Source organism: Nocardioides sp. NPDC000445 (genome assembly GCF_040300245.1).
Lineage (GTDB): Bacteria > Actinomycetota > Actinomycetes > Propionibacteriales > Nocardioidaceae > Nocardioides.
The window spans coordinates 166259-182924 of record NZ_JBEPDH010000012.1 but is presented as its reverse complement, the minus strand read 5'-3'; the positions used below and the strand labels follow the sequence as shown (position 1 = coordinate 182924).

Annotated in this window: 13 protein-coding genes; 5 read left to right on the top strand and 8 right to left on the bottom strand. The window is 70.5% G+C overall.

Annotation, left to right across the window (positions count from 1 at the left end):
- Position 1: 1 nt before the first annotated feature.
- Complete coding sequence (locus ABT304_RS17720; RefSeq protein WP_350717101.1) at positions 2–1651, top strand: PucR family transcriptional regulator; 1650 nt, start codon at positions 2–4, stop codon at positions 1649–1651.
- An 8-nt stretch (positions 1652–1659) separates the two neighbouring features.
- Here ABT304_RS17720 and ABT304_RS17715 read toward each other — a convergent pair whose 3' ends face one another.
- Complete coding sequence (locus ABT304_RS17715) at positions 1660–2526, bottom strand: DMT family transporter (protein ID WP_350717099.1); 867 nt, start codon at positions 2524–2526, stop codon at positions 1660–1662.
- 91 nt (positions 2527–2617) lie between these two features.
- On the opposite strand from ABT304_RS17715, the gene ABT304_RS17710 reads away from it, so the two are divergent.
- Both ABT304_RS17710 and ABT304_RS17705 read left to right on the top strand, forming a co-directional pair.
- Positions 2618–3163 (top strand): DoxX family protein, encoded by a 546-nt coding sequence (locus ABT304_RS17710; RefSeq protein WP_350717097.1) that lies wholly within the window; start codon positions 2618–2620, stop codon positions 3161–3163.
- A 205-nt stretch (positions 3164–3368) separates the two neighbouring features.
- Entirely contained in the window at positions 3369–4757 is a 1389-nt protein-coding gene (locus ABT304_RS17705; RefSeq protein ID WP_350717096.1) for a hypothetical protein, read from the top strand.
- Here the strand turns inward: ABT304_RS17705 and ABT304_RS17700 are convergent.
- From ABT304_RS17700 to ABT304_RS17685, 4 genes are all read right to left on the bottom strand, one after another.
- Positions 4754–6028: an HNH endonuclease signature motif containing protein gene (locus ABT304_RS17700; RefSeq protein ID WP_350717094.1), complete on the bottom strand. Its 1275-nt coding sequence runs from the start codon at positions 6026–6028 to the stop codon at positions 4754–4756. The two genes, ABT304_RS17705 and ABT304_RS17700, sit on opposite strands and share 4 nt — an antisense overlap.
- A 525-nt stretch (positions 6029–6553) precedes the next feature.
- Positions 6554–8437: a Na+/H+ antiporter NhaA gene (gene nhaA / locus ABT304_RS17695; RefSeq protein WP_350717093.1), complete on the bottom strand. Its 1884-nt coding sequence runs from the start codon at positions 8435–8437 to the stop codon at positions 6554–6556.
- A gap of 9 nt (positions 8438–8446) precedes the next feature.
- On the bottom strand, positions 8447–9847 hold the full coding sequence (locus tag ABT304_RS17690) for a mechanosensitive ion channel domain-containing protein (protein ID WP_350717091.1): 1401 nt from the start codon (positions 9845–9847) through the stop codon (positions 8447–8449).
- Positions 9844–12099: an adenylate/guanylate cyclase domain-containing protein gene (locus ABT304_RS17685; protein WP_350717090.1), complete on the bottom strand. Its 2256-nt coding sequence runs from the start codon at positions 12097–12099 to the stop codon at positions 9844–9846. The genes ABT304_RS17690 and ABT304_RS17685 overlap by 4 nt, the downstream gene beginning before the upstream one ends.
- A gap of 634 nt (positions 12100–12733) precedes the next feature.
- Here ABT304_RS17685 and ABT304_RS17680 point away from each other — a divergent pair.
- Both ABT304_RS17680 and ABT304_RS17675 read left to right on the top strand, forming a co-directional pair.
- A complete protein-coding gene (locus ABT304_RS17680) occupies positions 12734–13447 on the top strand; it encodes a TetR/AcrR family transcriptional regulator (protein ID WP_350717088.1) in 714 nt (237 codons plus the stop codon).
- A gap of 49 nt (positions 13448–13496) precedes the next feature.
- Positions 13497–13913 carry a VOC family protein gene (locus ABT304_RS17675; RefSeq protein ID WP_350717087.1) on the top strand — a complete coding sequence of 139 codons (417 nt, stop codon included), beginning with the start codon at positions 13497–13499 and terminating at the stop codon, positions 13911–13913.
- Here the strand turns inward: ABT304_RS17675 and ABT304_RS17670 are convergent.
- From ABT304_RS17670 to ABT304_RS17660, 3 genes are all read right to left on the bottom strand, one after another.
- The gene (locus ABT304_RS17670) at positions 13902–14777 is read right to left on the bottom strand and encodes an NAD(P)-dependent oxidoreductase (protein ID WP_350717085.1); all 876 of its coding nucleotides are present in this window, start codon (positions 14775–14777) and stop codon (positions 13902–13904) included. The genes ABT304_RS17675 and ABT304_RS17670 overlap by 12 nt on opposite strands.
- An 80-nt stretch (positions 14778–14857) precedes the next feature.
- A complete protein-coding gene (locus ABT304_RS17665; protein ID WP_350717084.1) occupies positions 14858–15676 on the bottom strand; it encodes a sulfurtransferase in 819 nt (272 codons plus the stop codon).
- A gap of 24 nt (positions 15677–15700) precedes the next feature.
- Positions 15701–16594, bottom strand: coding sequence for a LysR family transcriptional regulator (locus ABT304_RS17660; RefSeq protein WP_350717082.1), 894 nt, complete (start codon positions 16592–16594; stop codon positions 15701–15703).
- Positions 16595–16666: the final 72 nt, after the last annotated feature.

The following is a 16666-nucleotide window of genomic DNA, read 5'->3' as shown; positions in this document are numbered from 1 at the left end:
CGTGAGCCAGCGTCCGCGCGCGAGTCTGGGCCGCGTTCTCGACGACCTGGGCGACACCCTGCTGGAGCTGCTGGCCGGCGACCCGGCCCACGACGGTGAGATCGGCGGCGTGGTGATCCACGATCCCGACGACGAGCCGGTGCACCCCGCCGGGGCGCTGGTCCTGGCCGTCGGGGTGCGGCCGGGCGAGCTGCCCGAGCTCGTTCGCGAGGTGGGCCGCCGCGGGGCGGTCGGGCTGGTCGTCCGCGCCCCCGTCGTGCTGACCGATGCCCTGGCCGCCGCGGTCGAGGAGAGTCGGACCGCCCTGCTCGGCCTGCGCCGCGGGGCGACCTGGGCGCAGCTGACCGCACTGCTGCGCTCGCTCCTCGCCGAGGGCGACATCGGCCCGGCCGAGGCGGAGACGCTCGGTGGTCTGCCCTCCGGCGACCTGTTCGCGGTTGCCAACGCGATCGGCGCGCTGCTGGACGCGCCGGTGACGATCGAGGACCGCAGCTCCCGGGTGCTTGCCTTCTCCGGCCGTCAGGACGAGGCCGACGCCTCGCGGGTCGAGACGGTCATCGGCCGCCAGGTTCCCGAACGCTATGCCCGGATGCTCACCGACCTCGGCGTCTTCCGTGAGCTCTACCGCGAGCATCGGCCGGTCGTCGTCGACCCGGCCCGTCTCGACGAGGACAGGATCAGCAAGCAGCGCGTCGCGATCGCGGTCCGTGCCGGCGACGAGGTCCTCGGCTCGATCTGGGCGGCGATGGACGGTGAGGTCACCCCCGAGCGCAGCGCTGCGTTGCGCGACGCCGCCAGTCTGGTCGCGCTCCACATGCTGCGGGTGCGGGCCGGCGCCGATGTGCAGCGGAGGCTGCGTACGGATCTGGTCAGCTCGGTCCTCGAGGGCGCGGCCGGTGCGCGAGACGCGCTGGGCCGGCTCGGCCTCGCCGGGCGTCCGGTGGTCGTGCTCGCCCTGGCGCTGCGGCACGAACCGTCGGCCGAGCACGAGCACGAGCCCGACCCGGGCGGCGCCAGCACGCTCGAGCGTGCCGCCGACGCGCTGGCGGTGCACCTCTCGGCCGCCGTGCCGGCCTCGGCGGTCGCGGTCGTCGGGGGCATCGTCCATGCCCTGGTCCCGCTCCCCGGCAACGGCTCCGAGCCCGAGGAACGGGCCGCCCGGCTGGCCGGGGAGTTCTGCGAGCGGCTCGGCACGCGGCTGCCGGTCGTCGTCGGCGTCGGCGGGGTCGGCTCGGACATCAGTGCCATCGTTGCCTCCCGCGAGGCCGCGACCCGGGCGATGCGGGTGCTCCGCGACGGCGTCGCCCCGGGCGGCGACACCCGCTCGGTGGCGCGGCTCGCCGACGTCTACACCCAGTCGTTGCTCCTCGAGCTCCGCGATCTCGCGGCCGCCCGGGACGAGCGTCCGGTCGGCCCGATCGCGCTGCTGCTCGACTACGACGAGCGCCACGACTCCGGTCTGGCCGAGACCCTGGACGCGTGGTTGGACGCGAACGGCGACGTACGCGCCGCTGCCTCCGCCCTCTTCATCCATCCCAACACGCTGCGCTACCGGCTGCGCCGGCTCGAGCAGGTCAGCGGCCTGGACCTCGCCGACCCGGAGCAGCGCTTCGGGGCGGCGCTCCAGCTGCGTCTCCTGGCGCTGCGCTGAAGCCGCGCTCAGACCACCATCGCGACCACGGCCGCCGCGGCGAGGACGGTGGCGGCGACGCGTACCCTCCCGATCGGCTCGCGCAGCACCAGCGCCGCCGCGAGCGCGACCCAGATCAGGCTCGAGCTGCGCACCGCCGCCACCAGCGAGACCGGGGCGTGCAGGGTGGCGTAGAGGCTGAGGACGTACGAGGTGGGGATCAGCACCGCGAGCAGGGCCACGGTCCGGGCGTGGGTCCTGGCCTGGCGCAGTCCCTCGGCGTACTTCCCGTGCACGATCACGCTCCACAGCACCACCTGGATGACCGTGCCGACGGCGTAGTAAGCGATCGGGTCGAGGCCGCGCTCGACGACCACCCAGCCGTCGTAGGTCGTGTAGCCGGCGATCGAGACGGCGATGCCGGCCGACCACAGCAGCGGCTTCGCCTGCAGCGATCCCCGCGTGCGGACGGTCTCGAACAGCAGCGCCCCGACCGCTGCCGCCATCAGGAGTACGCCACCCCACTGCGCCCAGCTCAGCCACTGCCCGAGCACCACCATGCCGGTGAGCGCCACCACGACCGGGGCCAGACCGCGGGAGAGCGGGTAGATCTGGCTGACGTCGAAGTCCTGGTAGGCGACCTGGACCAGACCCATGGTCAGCGCATGCATCGCGGTGCTGCCGAGCGAGAGCAGGAGGAGCTCCCACGACACCGCGATGCCGTGCCCGCGCACGATCATCACCACCGCGGTGACCGTGACGACCAGACAGCTCTCCACGATCGCCACCGCCCACAGCGCCGGCCGCCCCGCGGGCGCGATGGTCTTCGAGCCCGTGTTCCAGGCAGCGTGGGCGATCGCCGAGCCCAGGGCGAGAACGACTCCGAGCAGCAGCATTCGGGTGAGCCTACGGCGTCGCTGCACGCATCGTGCCCGGACGCCTCCTAGGGTGGGCCACTACTCCAACCCCACAACACCGAGGACTGTGATGGACCCCGTCGACCTGGCTCTGATGCTTCTCCGGCTCGCGGTGGGCGGCACGATGATCGCCCATGGCGTCAACCACTGGCGCGGAGGCGGCAAGATCGCCGGCACCGCGGGCTGGTTCGAGAGCCTCGGCCTGCGCCACGGCACCCTGCAGGCGTGGGCCAGCGTGGTGACCGAGATCGGTGCCGGAGTGCTGCTGATCCTGGGCCTCATCACGCCGCTGGCCGCTGCCGGCGTCGTGGGCGTGATGCTCGTCGCCGCGTTGCTCGCCCACCGGCCCAACGGCTTCTTCGTCTTCAAGGAGGGCTGGGAGTACGTCATGATCCTGGCCGTCGTCGCGGTCGTCCTCGGCGTCACCGGCCCCGGCACGATCTCGCTCGACTCGGCCCTCGACATCGTCTACGACGGCTGGGTCGGCGGCGCGGTCGCGCTCGGTGTGGGTGTGCTCGGCACCGCCCTGCTCCTCGCGGCGTTCTGGCGCCCGCAGCGCGAGGACGCCCCCGCCGACGAAGCCCCTGCCGACGAGGCCCCCGCCGACGACGCCTGACCTCGTCGCCGAGTCGGCGCAAACTGACGAGATCCGGCGCCGAGTCGGCTCGTCATAACGCGCCGACTCGGCGGGGGAGTCGGTCAGGACGCGCCGACTCGGCGGGGGAGTCGGTCACGATGAGCCGACTCGGCGCGACCAAAGTCGAGTGAGGTCGCGACGGAAGGACGATGCCGCGAGGCCGGCTCGTTTCTAGCCTGGACTCATGCGTCGGCAACGGATGGTCGCGATAGCGCTCCTGGTCGCCGTGGTCGGTCTGCTCGGACTGGGTGTCGTCGGCCCGCCGACGTCGGACGGCGGCATCCGGATCACGCCTGGGGTGCCGATCCTGCTGGTCGCGGCAGGGGTGAGCTGGTGGTGGCGGGGTCGTCCCGGCGCCGTCCTCGCTCTGGTCGCGGTCGCCGTCGTGACGGTCGCGTCGCTCGGCGCCGGACTCGGGCCCGATCTGATCGGTGACCGCGGCGTGCCCGTGGCCGTCGCGCGCTGGGTTCAGGTTGTCGGGCTGGCTGCCGCGACGTACGCCTTGGTCCGGCGGCTGGTGGCGCGACCGTCGGCGGCGAGGACAGCCGGTGAACGACCGCGCCGCGACCGGAGCAAGGTACTCCAGATCGCGGGCCTGCTCGTGCTGTGCGGGATCGGGGCCGAACTGCTGGCGGCGTACGGGGACAGCACGGGCAACGTCGGTGGGATCGTCTTCGCGCTGGTCTTCTTCGGCGCGCTCTACGGAGCGCCGGCGCTGCTGGCCCGGGAGCTGGTGCGCCGCCTCGGCTGGGGCTGGCCGAGCCTGCTGCTCTTCTTCGCGGCGTTGGGTATGGCGCAGGCCGGCCTCATCGACCAGTCTCTGTTCAGCGCCGACTACGGCGGCTACGAGGGCTGGGAGGAGAACCGTGAGCCGACCCTCATTCGGGCCGTCGGGCTCAGCGGCTACAACGCCTACTCGTTCATCGTCGGGCACGTGATCTTCAGTTTCGCCGCGCCGGTGGCACTGGCCGAGGCATGGGTGCCCGATCGGGCCAGGAAGCCGTGGCTGGGTCCGATCGGCGTCACCTTCGCCGCGATCGCGTACGCCGTCGCCGCCGCGCTGATCGTGACCGACCCGGAGTCACGGTCGGGGACCCAGGCTCAGCTGCTCCCCACGGCCGGGGTGGTCGGCGCTCTGGTGCTCCTCGCCGTCTTCGTCGGTCGGCGCCACCAGGAGGACCATGCCGGTCCCGGGAAGCCCGGCGTCTCGATCTGGCTGGTCCTCGGTGTCGCGTTCGTCTTCGCGCTCGTTCCTGATCTGATGGCTGCGACCTGGTGGGGCGTGATCGGCGCCGCGACCGCGACGGCGACGGGCGGATTGCTGCTCCTTCTTGCCGCCCGGACGCGAGCCTGGACGATCCGACACACCGCGGCGGTCGGTGCTGCGTTCCTGCTCGAGCGGGGGTTGCTGGCGTTCACCTACTTCCCCCTCATCGGTGATGTCGCGGCAGGCCCGAAGTACGCCCACAACGTGGCCATGCTCCTCGTCGTCGCGCTCGCGGGATGGCTTGCCCTGCGGGGCCGTGCTGCGACCGCCCCGTCTGCGGAGCGCACCGCTCTGCCGGCTGGTTAGGGGCGGCGGGTGAATCGGATGGTGCCGTCCGGTAACCGCCCGTGCAGGTACGCCGGGTTGTGTGCGAGCCGGTGATGATGCGAACAGAGCAACGCGCCGTCCTTGAGATCTGTCTTGCCGCCGGCGGCCCACGGGTCGAGGTGGTGGGCGTCGCACCATTCCGGTGGCATGTCGCAGCCTTCGGCTTGGCAGCACTTCTGCTGCAGCCGGAGTGCCTTGCGCTGGATCGGTTGGAAGAACCCGCTGGCTCGGCCGGCGTCGAGGACCTCGCCGTCTCCACCGAGCACCCAGGGGATGATGGTGGCGTTGCACGCCATCCGCCTCGCCTCGGCTACGGTGATGGTGGTGCCGTTGGTTTCGTCGTAACCGAGGGTGGCGATGCCGAGGTCCTTGCGGAGCTCCTCCAGGGAGATGACCACGTTGATGGTGGTCGCATCCCCGCCGTGGCGAGGCATGGCGGCCGGGTCGATGGTCTCGAGCAGCCGGGCGAAGCCTTGTCCCATGAGTCGTGCCCATGGCGGCAACGGGGCACCCTTGTCGACGAGTTGTTGTTTGCGGGGTTGGGCGTAGGCCTCGACCAGCCGTTTGAACCTCATCCCGATCGAGGTCGGCAGAACACGCTCGAGCCCGACGGTGCCGTCGTGGTTGTCCCAGACCCGTAGCGCGGTCTTCTGCTGAGCCCGTTCCTCCTCGGCCAGCAGTGCTTTGGCTTCGGCGTCTTCGAACCGGGCTGGGTCGATCTCACGCAGGATCCGTCGTCCGACGATGCGGAGTTCGTTGGCGGCCAACCGGGTGGCGTGATCCACGAGGAGCTTCTCGGCGAGCGTCAGGTCCTCGGTGCTGGCGACCGGGTCGCCCTCGATCTTGTCCAGGGCTTGGGTGATCACCCGGGCTTTGTCCTGGGAGACGACTCCGTCGGCGAGGCCGGCGGCGACGAGGTCGTACTTGCTGACCGCCGCCGCAAGTTTGATCTGGGACCGAGCGACTGCTTTGTCGACCAGCAGGTCGGCCCGCATCCAGGCCGAGGCGTCCTTGGCTCCGGTCTCTTCGGCGATGTCACCGGCCGTGGCGAGCACCCGCAGTCTGAGAGCGGCTTGTTGGGCTTGGAGTTTCTCCAACCGTGCCAGCAGGTCCTTCTTCTGCTCGGTGCGCCAGTAGGCCGGGTCAGTGGCCAGCAGGTCGTGGAGGGCGGTCTCGATGGCGGCCAGGGCAGCGTCGATCGCGTCGCCGGGGTTGGTTCCCCAGGGGTCGATCGAGCGGCCGAGACTCATCGCCAGCCATCCCTTTCAAAGAGGTGTTGTGATGGGTCTGATTCTACGCCTCAATGGGATACCTAACCATCCATAGGTGCAGGTCAAGAGGCTTTTTCGCGGTGGGCGAACGGCGTCGCTTCTGTGGATGGTAAGTGGCCCGAAGGCCACCCTTCCGCCCTATCAACATCACCTGTCTCAAGCAAGAACCTGCTGCGCCACACCCGGGCCGCCGCCCCGATAGCCAGCCAAGTCCTTTCTCGATCTGGTCCGGGGTCCAGGACCGCCGAAGGCGGCCGGCGAAGCCGGCGCCCGCAGGGCGTCCTTGACGCCGGTCCAGATCGAGAACGCCCTCCAGGAAAGGGTCGGCGGCCCACGGCCCCCCCCCGAAAACCAGTCCCCAACGCCTGTCCACGGACAGAAGGTCTCGACACGCTCGACCGGGACGCGAAGCGACTGTGTTGGTCTCGACACGCTCGCTGGCGCTCGCGGCTCGACCAGCGAGGCAGATGAGACGGAGCGAGCCAGAGGGAGCGACGCAGACCCTCAGCGTCGCGAGCGGACCCCGAGCCGTGCGGTCTCTCCGGTCGCGGAGCGCTCCAGCTCGGCGATGAGAGTGCGGGCGTCGTAGCGGCCCTCGTGGCGGTGTGACCCGACGAAGAACGTCGGGGTGCCGCGGGCGCCGCTGGCATTGGCCGAGGCCATGTCCTCGCGCACGTGCTCGGCCAGCGCCGGATCCTCCAGGTCGCGGAGGAACTGCTCGACGTCCAGCCCGAGGACACCGGCGTAGCCGGCCAGGTCATGGTGCTCGAGCTCGTTCTGGTGCTCGAAGAGGTGCTTGTGCATCTCCCAGAACTTGCCCTGCCGGGCGGCGGCCTCGGCGGCGACCGCGGCCAGCTCGGCATGCGGGTGCTGGGTGAGGGGCAGGTGGCGTACGACGTAGCGGATCCGGGGTCCGAAGTAGTCCCGGACCTCGTTGGCGGTGCCGGTGGCACGGGCGCAGAAGGGGCACTCGTAGTCGAGGTACTCGACGAGGGTGACCTCGGCGTCCTCGGCGCCGTAGATGTGGTCGCGCTCCGGGTCGACCGGCGGAGAGAGCAGCTTCGGCAGGGCCGCGTCCCGCTGGCCGAGGAAGCGTGCGGCGAGCTGGAAGATCACCCAGCCGAGCGCGGAGGCGATCACGACGGCGAGCAGCACGCCGACGACCGCGTCGCGCTGCAGCGTCTCGGAGTCGAAGGCGAGGGTGGTGATCAGCAGCGCGACGGTGAAGCCGATCCCGGACAGCGCCGCGCCGCCGAGAACATGGCCGCCACCGACGCCCTGGGGCAGCCGACCGAGACGCAGCCGCGTGGCCACGAGCGCGCCGCCGCCGATCCCGAGCGTCTTGCCCAGGACCAGTCCGGCCACGACGCCCCAGGTCACCGGCGAGCTCAGCGCCTCGCCGAGCACCCCGTTGCGCAGGTCGACGCCGGCGTTGGCGAGCGCGAAGACCGGCACGATGAGGTAGCTCGTCGGTACGTGCAGCGTCTCCTGGAGCCGTTCGTTCACCGAGATCGTGCGGGTGAGCTCGTCGCGGGTCTCACGCTGCAGCGTCGGCAGCGGCGACTGCCGGAAAGCACGGAACCGCGAGGTCGCGACCTCCATCTGGGCCCGGGTCGGCTCCGCCGCCGGCACCAGGAGGCCGGCCAGCATCCCCGCGATCGAGGCGTGCAGCCCGGCACCGAGCGTGGCCACCCAGGCGATCAGGACGAGAAGTACGTAGGGCCCGGCCCGCCACACCTTGACCCGGTCGAGCACGAAGATCCCGACCAGGGCCAGCCCGGCCACGACCAGCGGACCGACCTCGAGATTCTCGGTGTAGGCGACCCCGATCACGCTGACCGCGACGATGTCGTCGATGACGGTCAGCGTGAGCAGGAAGATGCGCAGCTGGGTCGAGACCGCCGGCCCGACCAGCGCCAGCATGCCGAGCAGGAACGCGGTGTCGGTGCCGATCACGATGCCCCACCCGCGTGCCGCCTCACCGGAGGGGTTCAGCAGCACGTAGATCAGTGCCGGCAGCAGCAGGCCGCCCGCGCCGGCGATCAGTGGCACCACCATGCGGCGGCGGTCGGTGAGCTCGCCGACGGCGAGCTCGCGGCGTACCTCCAGGCCGACGACGAAGAAGAAGACCACCATCAGGCCGTCGTTGACCCAGTGGTGCAGGTCCATCGACAGGCCGACGTCGCCGAACCGGACCGAGAACACCGTCTCCCACAGGTGCTCGTAGCCGTGCGACCACGGCGAGTTGGCCCAGGCCAGCGCCAGGAGCGAGGCGATCACCAGCAGCGCGGCGCTCGTCGACTCCAGATGCATGAAATGCCGCAGCCTGGTGCCGAGCTGCCCGGTCAGGTCCTCGTCACGCCGGCACCGCGTCTGCTGTTTCCCCACGGGAAGATCCTAGGCGCGCTGACCCTCCGGTGCGCGCCGTGTCTCGGCGACGGCGCTGAGCCGCCGGGCGACACCGTGCTTGGCGAGGACGAGCTGGTCGACCACCGCGAGCGGCAGCTCGAGCACCTCTGTCAGGGTTACCGCGGTCGCGGTCAAGGTGCCGGCCTCCCGCTGGAGTGCCTCAGCGGTGACGACCTGGCCCCGGTCGAGACGCGCCACGACCACGGCGCCGTCGCCGGAGGAGTCGGAGGGCGCGGTCACCTCGACCACACCGCTGGCCACGAACCCGTACGCGGTGGGCACTCGCCCGGGGCGGACGATGGGCTCGCCCGCGCCGAACGTGTTCACGCGGCACTGCGGAGCCAGCGCCTCGATCTCCTCATCGGTGAGCTCGAGCGTGGTCGAGACCGACCGGAGCGCCTCCTCCACGTCGGCCGTGGGGCGCGGCTCCGCCGCGACGCCGTCGAGGGTGAGGCCGGCGCGACGGGCCGCGTACCAGAGCCGGGTGCGCAGGGTGGAGCTCGCGGCATCGGCTTCGGAGGCGGTGGCCAGCGGAAGGGTCACATCGTAGGCGCCGCCACCGGTGGCGCGCACCGTCGCGACGGTGCCCGGCCGCAGCGACGGCAGCGCGGCGGCGGTCGCGGTCACGGTCTCGACGACCTCGTGCGGCGGGTCGGTCGGCCCGAAGGCCAGGCTGAGCGTGTGGTCGTGTGCGCGGGTGGGGCGGCTGTCGTTGGTGAAGGAGGCCGCGGCCAGGGAGGCGTTGGGGATGACCTGCACCCCGCTGCCGGTGTCGAGGTGCGTGGAGCGCCAGTTCATCTCCACGACCCGGCCCCTGACGCCGGCGACATCGAGGGTGTCGCCGAGGCGGAACGGCTGCTCGAAGAGGAGCAGCAGTCCGGAGACGACGCTGCCGATCGCGTTCTGCAGCGCCAGACCGATGACGATCGACCCGACGCCGAGCGTGGCCCACAGCCCGCCGACGTCGAAGCCCCACACCATCGAGGCGACGAACGCGGCTCCGGCCACCACCAGGACCAGCCTGGCCAGGTCGATGAAGATCCCGGGCAGTCGCTCGCGCCAGCTCCCGCGGACCGCGTTGCCGAAGAGCAGCGCGTTGAGAGCTCCGAGCGCGATGCTCACCGCGAGTACGCCGACCACGGTCGCCACGATGCGTACGCCGTTGTTGTCGGCCGAGAGGTGCCCGACCTGGGTGAGCAACACGAGCAGCGCGACCCCCGGTAGCAGCCACAGTCGCAGCCGGTTGACGGGGGAGGCGAGGGCGCTGCCCCGGCGCGCCAGCCGCAGGTGGACCTCGGAGAGAACCAGCAGGAGGATCGGCAGCCCGACGATGAGCACCATCGCCCACCCGAACCACTGGGCTCCGCCGATGTCGACGATGTGTGTCACGACAGCACCACCCGCCACACCGGGCTGTCGTCGATCGTGCCGACCTGCTCGAAGTCGTACGCCGAGGAGAGCTGCTCCTTGACCTCGTCAGTCAGGTAGATCCCGGCGTCGCCGGCGACGGTCCGGACCCGGTACGCCAGGTCGACCGCCTCGCCCCACAGGTTGTAGACCATGTCGCCCTGACCGACCAGGCCGCCGCGTACGTCACCGGTGTGGACGCCGGCGCGCAGCACCAGGTTGGCGTCGTTGGTGACGTTGAACCGCTCGACCATCCGGGCCACGTCGACGGCGAAGTCCGCGACCCGGCGGACGTGGTCGACCCGTTGGACGATGAGGCCGCTGCTGCCGATGTAGCCGGTGCCGACGCTGCGTACCTTCTCGATACCGGCGCGGTGGGCCGCTGCGTCGAAGCCCGCGGTGAGCTCCTTGAGCATGGCCAAGGACTCGTCGGCGGGTCGTCTGCCGGCGAACGCGTCGAAGCCGTCGATCTCGGTGTAGACGACCGAGGCGTTCTGATGCTCGGCGGAGATGATGGTCTCGCCGTGCTGGTAGCGGTCGGCCACCGCCTCGGGCATCAGGGAACGCAGGATGCGGGAGTTCTCCGCCTGCTGCGCGTTGACGAGCTCCTGCTTGGCGGCCAGGTTCGAGCTCAGGTCGTTGAAGGCCGTCGCCAGGTCGCCGAACTCGTCGCGGGAGCCGGCGTCGACCTGGGCGCCGAGGTCTCCGCCGGCCACGGCACGAACCCCGCTCATCAGTCGCCCGACCGGTCGGGTGAAGACCCGCGCCAGCAGGACCGAGATGGCGCAGACGAGCAGGATGACCGCGGCCGTCGCCAGCAGTACGTTGCGGGCGAACCCCTGCACCGGGGCGAGCGCCTCCTCGGTCTCCATGGTCGCGACCAGCGACCAGTCCAGCCCCTCGACGTCGAGCGGCTCGTACGCGGCCAGCACGTCCTTGCCCGCGTAGTCGGTCATCTCCGCGACGCCGGTGCTGCCGTTCTTGGCCACGTCGGAGATGTCCGGCCCCGCGGACAGCAGGCCGACGGCCAGCTTCATCCGGAGCATCTGGTCGACGGTCTTCTCGCTGGTGCCGTTGTCGCGCATCTGGTCGGCGAATCCGTTCGGATCAGTCAGCAGCCTGCGCGAGTTGGTGCGCAGGACGCCGTCGGTGCCGACGATGTAGGACTCGCCGGTCTCGCCGAGGCCGGAGACCTTCTCGGCGGTGCCGGACCCGCTGGTGAGCATGGTGATCGCGTTGGAGGAGATCTCGTAGACGAGCACACCGGTCGCGTCGCCTCCGGTGCCGATCGGCGAGGCTACGAACATCCGCGGCCGGCCGAACGCCGGCTGGTAGCTCTCGTAGTCGGAGATCGCCACGTAGTCGCGGTTGTTGGACCGCAACGCCTCTCGCCACAGCGACTCCAACGCCCCGTCGCGGAGCTCGCCGCTGTCGACGTCGCTGCCGAGGTCGGAGCCCTTGTCGGCGGTGTAGACGACACGTCCCTCGGTATCGATCATCATCACGTCGTCGAGGCCGAGCGAGTCGCGTACGGCACGCCAGTAGGGGTTCCACTTCTTGTTGGCCGCGCTCCAAGCGGATCCGTCACCGGCGTCGTCGACGTCGGAGACCGGACGCGAGGTGTCGGTCTCGGTGGTGGCCTCGACCGTGTAGCGGGCCTGCAGGTAGGTCCGTGCGGGGGACGTCGGGATGAAGGCGTCGGCGTTGATCTCACCGCCGACGTTCTCCTGCAGGCGGGGCGCGTAGAAGTCGTTGTAGTAGCGGGTCAGCGCCGCGGTGTCGGCCGGGTCGACCGTGCCCCGTGCCAGCTGGTTGTAGGCCGAGCTGAAATCGGCCATCGACTCCGGTCCGACGCCTTGGCTGTCGAGGGTCACGCCGCCGGAGACGTTGTTGATCATCGCCGAGACCCGAGAGGCGCGCTCGTCGAGCACGTCCTGGAGGCGGCTGCGGGTCGAGTTCTCGAGCGCCTGCGTACCGCTGCGATAGCCGAAGTAGCCCACCACGATCGAGGACAGCACGCTGGTCAGCACCAGCATCAGCAGCAGCTTGGACTGGATGCTGCCGAATCCCCGTCGAGTGACACGTGGCCGGGTCGACAGCGGTTCCTCCGGCCCATCGGGATCATCGTGTCCGCCGAGTGCGGATCCTGCCTGGTCGGTTGCCGGCGGCGCCTGCGTCTGCGCCGCTCTCGCGTGGCCGCCCATCCGCCGGACGACCGCGTCGCTCTGCCCCATGTGTGCATTCCCCCTGCCGGTGCGCACCCGTGGGGGAGGAGTCCCGAGACGGGTGCTACAGGCACCTGAGATTTCACTTGTCGATGTGTGTGGGGGAGTTGTTGCCTTTGCACGGCACGACCGGCTGTGCCGCTCGTGGCGAGCGTACATGCGACCGAAGCCAAATCGCAGCGATCCGATAGAGATGATCGCCTCCGGAGGCGTCATGACGCATCAGGATCGGAAACGGAGTTTCAGCGTCGAATGGCGACCAGGCCGGCGAGCGTCCTTGAAGCAGGGTTGGCCAGCGGCCCGAGGCCGGTCTCGCAGCGATCGGTCGGAGATCATGTGGCGCCCGCCACAGGCGTTACACGAATGTCCAACAGATGCGTGACCTGTCACCCACATCGTCGTTAGCCCCTCTGACGGCGGGTAACAGCCGGATGACAGCGCCGAACCACGTGGCGCGACCCGGTGCTCAGCCGTACATGGGGGCTTCCGGTGTATGCGTCCGGGTACTGACAGGCGCAAACACACACATCGTGGACATAGCCCGATCGAACTATGTCCAATAGGTCTTACGGCTCATATTTTGTAGAGGATAAAGTCCTTTCAAGTCTTCCTTGAAAGTCTGGATGGGAGTTAGATGGGCAACATGACAACTAGGCGTTCTCGGCCCGGCCGCCCTAGGCATGTTCCCGATTCAGGTACGACCTCACCGCGCGACCAGATCCTGGATGCCGCATCGCGGCTGTTCGTCTCCCAGGGTTTCGCGGCGACGTCTACCCGCGAGATCGCCGACATGGTCGGCATCCGCCAGGCGTCCCTCTACTACCACTTCGCAGGGAAGGACGAGATCCTCGGCGAGCTGCTCCGCCGGTCGGTGCGACCGACCACGGACAAGGTCGAGAAGATCCTCGACCAGGTGCCGCCGCTCGACTACGAGACCGCGCTCTACCTGCTGGTCCTCGTCGACGTACGCACCCTCGCCGACGTGCCGCACAACGTCGGCATGCTCTACCAGCTCCCCGACGTGGCCAAGTGCGAGGTCTACGACGAGTTCCGCAACGAGCACGCGGAGTTGGCCGGCCACTACGCACACCTGGCCGGCGAGATCGCCTCGAAGACGGTGCGCTCGACGGTCAGCCGCAAGCAGCTGGGTGACCTGCTCATCCAGCAGGTCGAGGGCGTGATCAACATGCGCACCGAGGACCCGAACCGTCGGATCCCGTGCCGCGAGGCCTGGGCGATCGCCGCCACCTGCCTGCGGATCTGCGACGTGCCGCAGGAGAAGATCGACGCCGCAGCGCCCATCGCCGTCGAGCTGCTTCCGCAGTTCATCGACGAGAAGGTCGTCGAGCCGGCCTGAGGCGGATAACCCGGTGGACTCGGGTGCGCGGGTACGTTTCGATGTGGGCATGACCCTCTTCGTCTCGCACACCACCATCGACTGCCACGACGCGTACGCGCTCTCGGAGTGGTGGAAGGCTCTGCTCGGCTACGTCGACGTGGAGGGTGACCCGAACCTCCCCGGTCACGAGGAGTGCATGATCCTCGATCCGGAGACCGGCCACCGGCTGCTGTTCATCGAGGTGCCGGACGAGGAGCTGCCCGCCAAGCGGATCCATCTCGATCTGCGTCCGCGCACCGGCACCCGCGACGAGGAGGTCGAGCGGCTCCTCGAGCTCGGCGCGACCCAGATCGCCGACCACCGCGGGAAGTACGGCCCCGGGACCGGCTGGGTCATCTTCGCCGATCCCGAGGGCAACCAGCTCTGCGTGCTGCGCTCCGAGGCGGAGGTCGCCGCGCAGGAGGCACAGGTCTCAGGGGCGTAGCAGCTCATACATGCTGGAGAACCCCTGATCGCCGTGACCCTGGGCGATCCGGCGGTCCATCAACGACTTCACCTCGCGCATCCGGACCGCCTCGACGCCGGTCGACTCCCGGTGCCCGATCAGGTCGTCCATCAGGGCCGCCTGGACGTCGAGCGAGCCGAGGTCGGGGCCGTACGTCCCGCTCTTGATCGCTCCGGCCATCATCGTCAGCAGGCCGGCGTAGCCGTTCAGCGACCCGGCGAGCCGCTCGGTGAACGCCTCCAGGTCCATGCCCTCCCTCTCCACCAGGTCGAGGGTGTGCAGGAAGCCGATCAGGAACTCGTAGCCCATCGCGACCTGGGCGTTGAACTCCACGGCCGCGAACCCGGCGTCGGGTCCGTGGTAGCGGACCGTGCCGAGCTCCCGCAGGGCCGGCTCGGCGGTCTCGTAGGCGCCGCGGTCACCGCTGAAGGCCAGCGACACCCTGGGCGTGCCGACATCGGGCGGGTCTCCCATGACCTTGCCGTCCACATAGACCGCCCCGTGCTCGATGGCCCAGGCCTCGTTGGCCCGGGCCTGGGCGGGGGAGCCGCTGGTCAGGCTGACCAGGGTGCGGCCGGCGCCCGCGTCGCCGACGGACTCCAGGACGTCCGCGACCGCGGTGTTGTCCAGCAGGCTGAGGATCGTCAGCGGGCTGGCCGCCACCGCCTTCGCCGCCGTGGACGCGACGGCGGCTCCCGCGTCCGCGAGCACCTCGGCCTTGTCGGCGGTCCTGTTCCAGACCGTGGTCCGGTAGCCGCGTTCGAGGTAGGCGCGGGCGACCGCCGATCCCATGTTGCCCATCCCGATCACGGTCACCGCGGGTCGGTCGTTGCGTTCCGTCATGGTCCAGCTCCATCTCTCTCGTGGTGGATCACCATCGTCAAAGATGAAGTTGACTTGAGGTCGAGGCGATTGCTGTCGGGCTAGCCGGTCTCCACCGGGAGGTCGTGGTTGCTCCACTGGCTCCACGAGCCGGGGTAGAGCGCGGCGTCATAGCCGGCGATCGCCAGCGCGGCGACCTCGTGGGCGGCGGTGACACCGGAGCCGCAGTAGGCGGTCACCGGGGAGCCGGCCTCGACCCCGAGCTCGGCGAAGCGGGCCCGGAGCTCCTCGACCGGCAGGAACCGGCCGTCAGCTCCGAGGTTGTCGGCGGTCGGCGCGGAGACCGCGCCGGGGATGTGGCCGGACTTGGGATCGACGGGCTCGACCTCGCCGCGGTAGCGCTCGGCCGCGCGGGCGTCGAGCAGAAGACCCTCGTACGCCTCGACCTGCTCGAACCGCAGCACCGGCAGGTGGCCCGGGGTGAGTGTCACCGTGCCGGGCTCGGGCTCGACGTCGTCGGTGGCCAGCGGATGCCCGGCGGAGGTCCAGGCGCCGAGGGCGCCGTCCAGGAGGCGTACGTCGGCGACGCCCGCCCAGCGCAGCAGCCACCAGGCGCGAGCGGCGGAGGTGTTGCCGACGGCGTCGTAGGCGACCACGGTGTCACCCTCGGAGATGCCCCACCGGCGGGCGGCGGCCTGCAGGTCCGCGAGCTCGGGGAGCGGGTGGCGGCCGTCGGTGGGCTCGCCGTGGCGGGCCAGCTCGGTGTCGAGGTCGACGTAGACGGCGCCGGGGATGTGGCCCTCGAGGTAGGACTGGTGTCCGGGCGGGCCGCCGAGCTGCCAGCGTACGTCGAGGAGGACCGGGGGCTGGTCCGAGGCGAGCGCGGTCGCGAGCTCGTCGGCGTCGATGAGTACGTTCACGGGTGAAGTCTTTCAGGAAAGCGGTCAGGTGCTCGCCCAACCGGCGGCTTCGGCGCTCAGGTGTCGGCAGACGTGGCCGACGGCCGGTGGCGCGCTGCGGCCGGTGACGAGCCAGAGGGTGTTGAGCGGCCCGAGCCTGGGTTCGTGGAGGCGTACGACGGTGCCGTCGGCGAGGGCTCCGTCGACCAGGTAGCGGGGCAGCACCGAGGCGCCGATGCCCGCGACGACGGCGCGGAGGATGCCGCGCAGGTCGGGCAGGACGAGCGCGGTGCGGTTGGTGGGGCGCTCGTCGAACTCGGTGAGCCAGTAGCGCCGGATGATCGGCAGGTCGGGGGAGTAGGCCGCCAGGGGTACGGCCGCGAGCGCGCGGACCGGGTCCTGTGCCAGCTCGGCGGGGTCGACCTGTCCTGCGATCGCCGGCGCCGCGACCAGGAGGAACTCCTCGTCGACCAGTGCCGCCGACCGCAGCCGCTCGTCGCCGGGGCGTACGGAGGAGACGACGAGGTCCAGGCGCTCCTCGGCCAGGTCGTCGAGGAGCTCCTGCGCGAGTCCGGTGGTCACCGAGACGTCGAGGCCGTCGCGTACGAGCGGGGCGAGGGCGGGCACGATCCGGGTGGCCATCACGTCCGCGGCGCCGCCGATCCGGATGCTCCCCGGGCCGATCGAGGACTCGGTGCCGACGGCGCCGCGCAGCTGGTCGACCAGTGGCGTGATCCGGGCGGCGAGCGCGTCGGCGCGCCCGGTGGGCACCAGCCCGGTGCGGGAGCGCTCGAACAGGACCGCGCCGAGATCCTGCTCGAGCTTGCGGATCCGGGCGGTCACCGCGGGCTGTGAGAGATCGAGGCGACGGGCCGCGGCGCTGATCGAGCGCTCCCGGTAGGCGTGCGTGAACGCTTCCCAGAGATCGAGCGAGGTCATAGAAATCATTATGACCTCGCGACGGTGTTCGGGACTGAAGCGGGCGAGGGTCGTCGTTACGTCATCACCGAA

What these genes read in the sequence shown, in the direction of transcription:
- ABT304_RS17670 (WP_350717085.1), bottom strand. Translation starts at nt 14,777, where the DNA reads ATGACGGAACGCAACGACCGACCCGCGGTGACCGTGATCGGGATGGGC.
- ABT304_RS17705 (WP_350717096.1), top strand. Translation starts at nt 3,369, where the DNA reads ATGCGTCGGCAACGGATGGTCGCGATAGCGCTCCTGGTCGCCGTGGTC.
- ABT304_RS17710 (WP_350717097.1), top strand. Translation starts at nt 2,618, where the DNA reads ATGGACCCCGTCGACCTGGCTCTGATGCTTCTCCGGCTCGCGGTGGGC.
- ABT304_RS17715 (WP_350717099.1), bottom strand. Translation starts at nt 2,526, where the DNA reads ATGCTGCTGCTCGGAGTCGTTCTCGCCCTGGGCTCGGCGATCGCCCAC.
- ABT304_RS17685 (WP_350717090.1), bottom strand. Translation starts at nt 12,099, where the DNA reads ATGGGGCAGAGCGACGCGGTCGTCCGGCGGATGGGCGGCCACGCGAGA.
- ABT304_RS17660 (WP_350717082.1), bottom strand. Translation starts at nt 16,594, where the DNA reads ATGACCTCGCTCGATCTCTGGGAAGCGTTCACGCACGCCTACCGGGAG.
- ABT304_RS17700 (WP_350717094.1), bottom strand. Translation starts at nt 6,028, where the DNA reads ATGAGTCTCGGCCGCTCGATCGACCCCTGGGGAACCAACCCCGGCGAC.
- ABT304_RS17680 (WP_350717088.1), top strand. Translation starts at nt 12,734, where the DNA reads ATGACAACTAGGCGTTCTCGGCCCGGCCGCCCTAGGCATGTTCCCGAT.
- ABT304_RS17675 (WP_350717087.1), top strand. Translation starts at nt 13,497, where the DNA reads ATGACCCTCTTCGTCTCGCACACCACCATCGACTGCCACGACGCGTAC.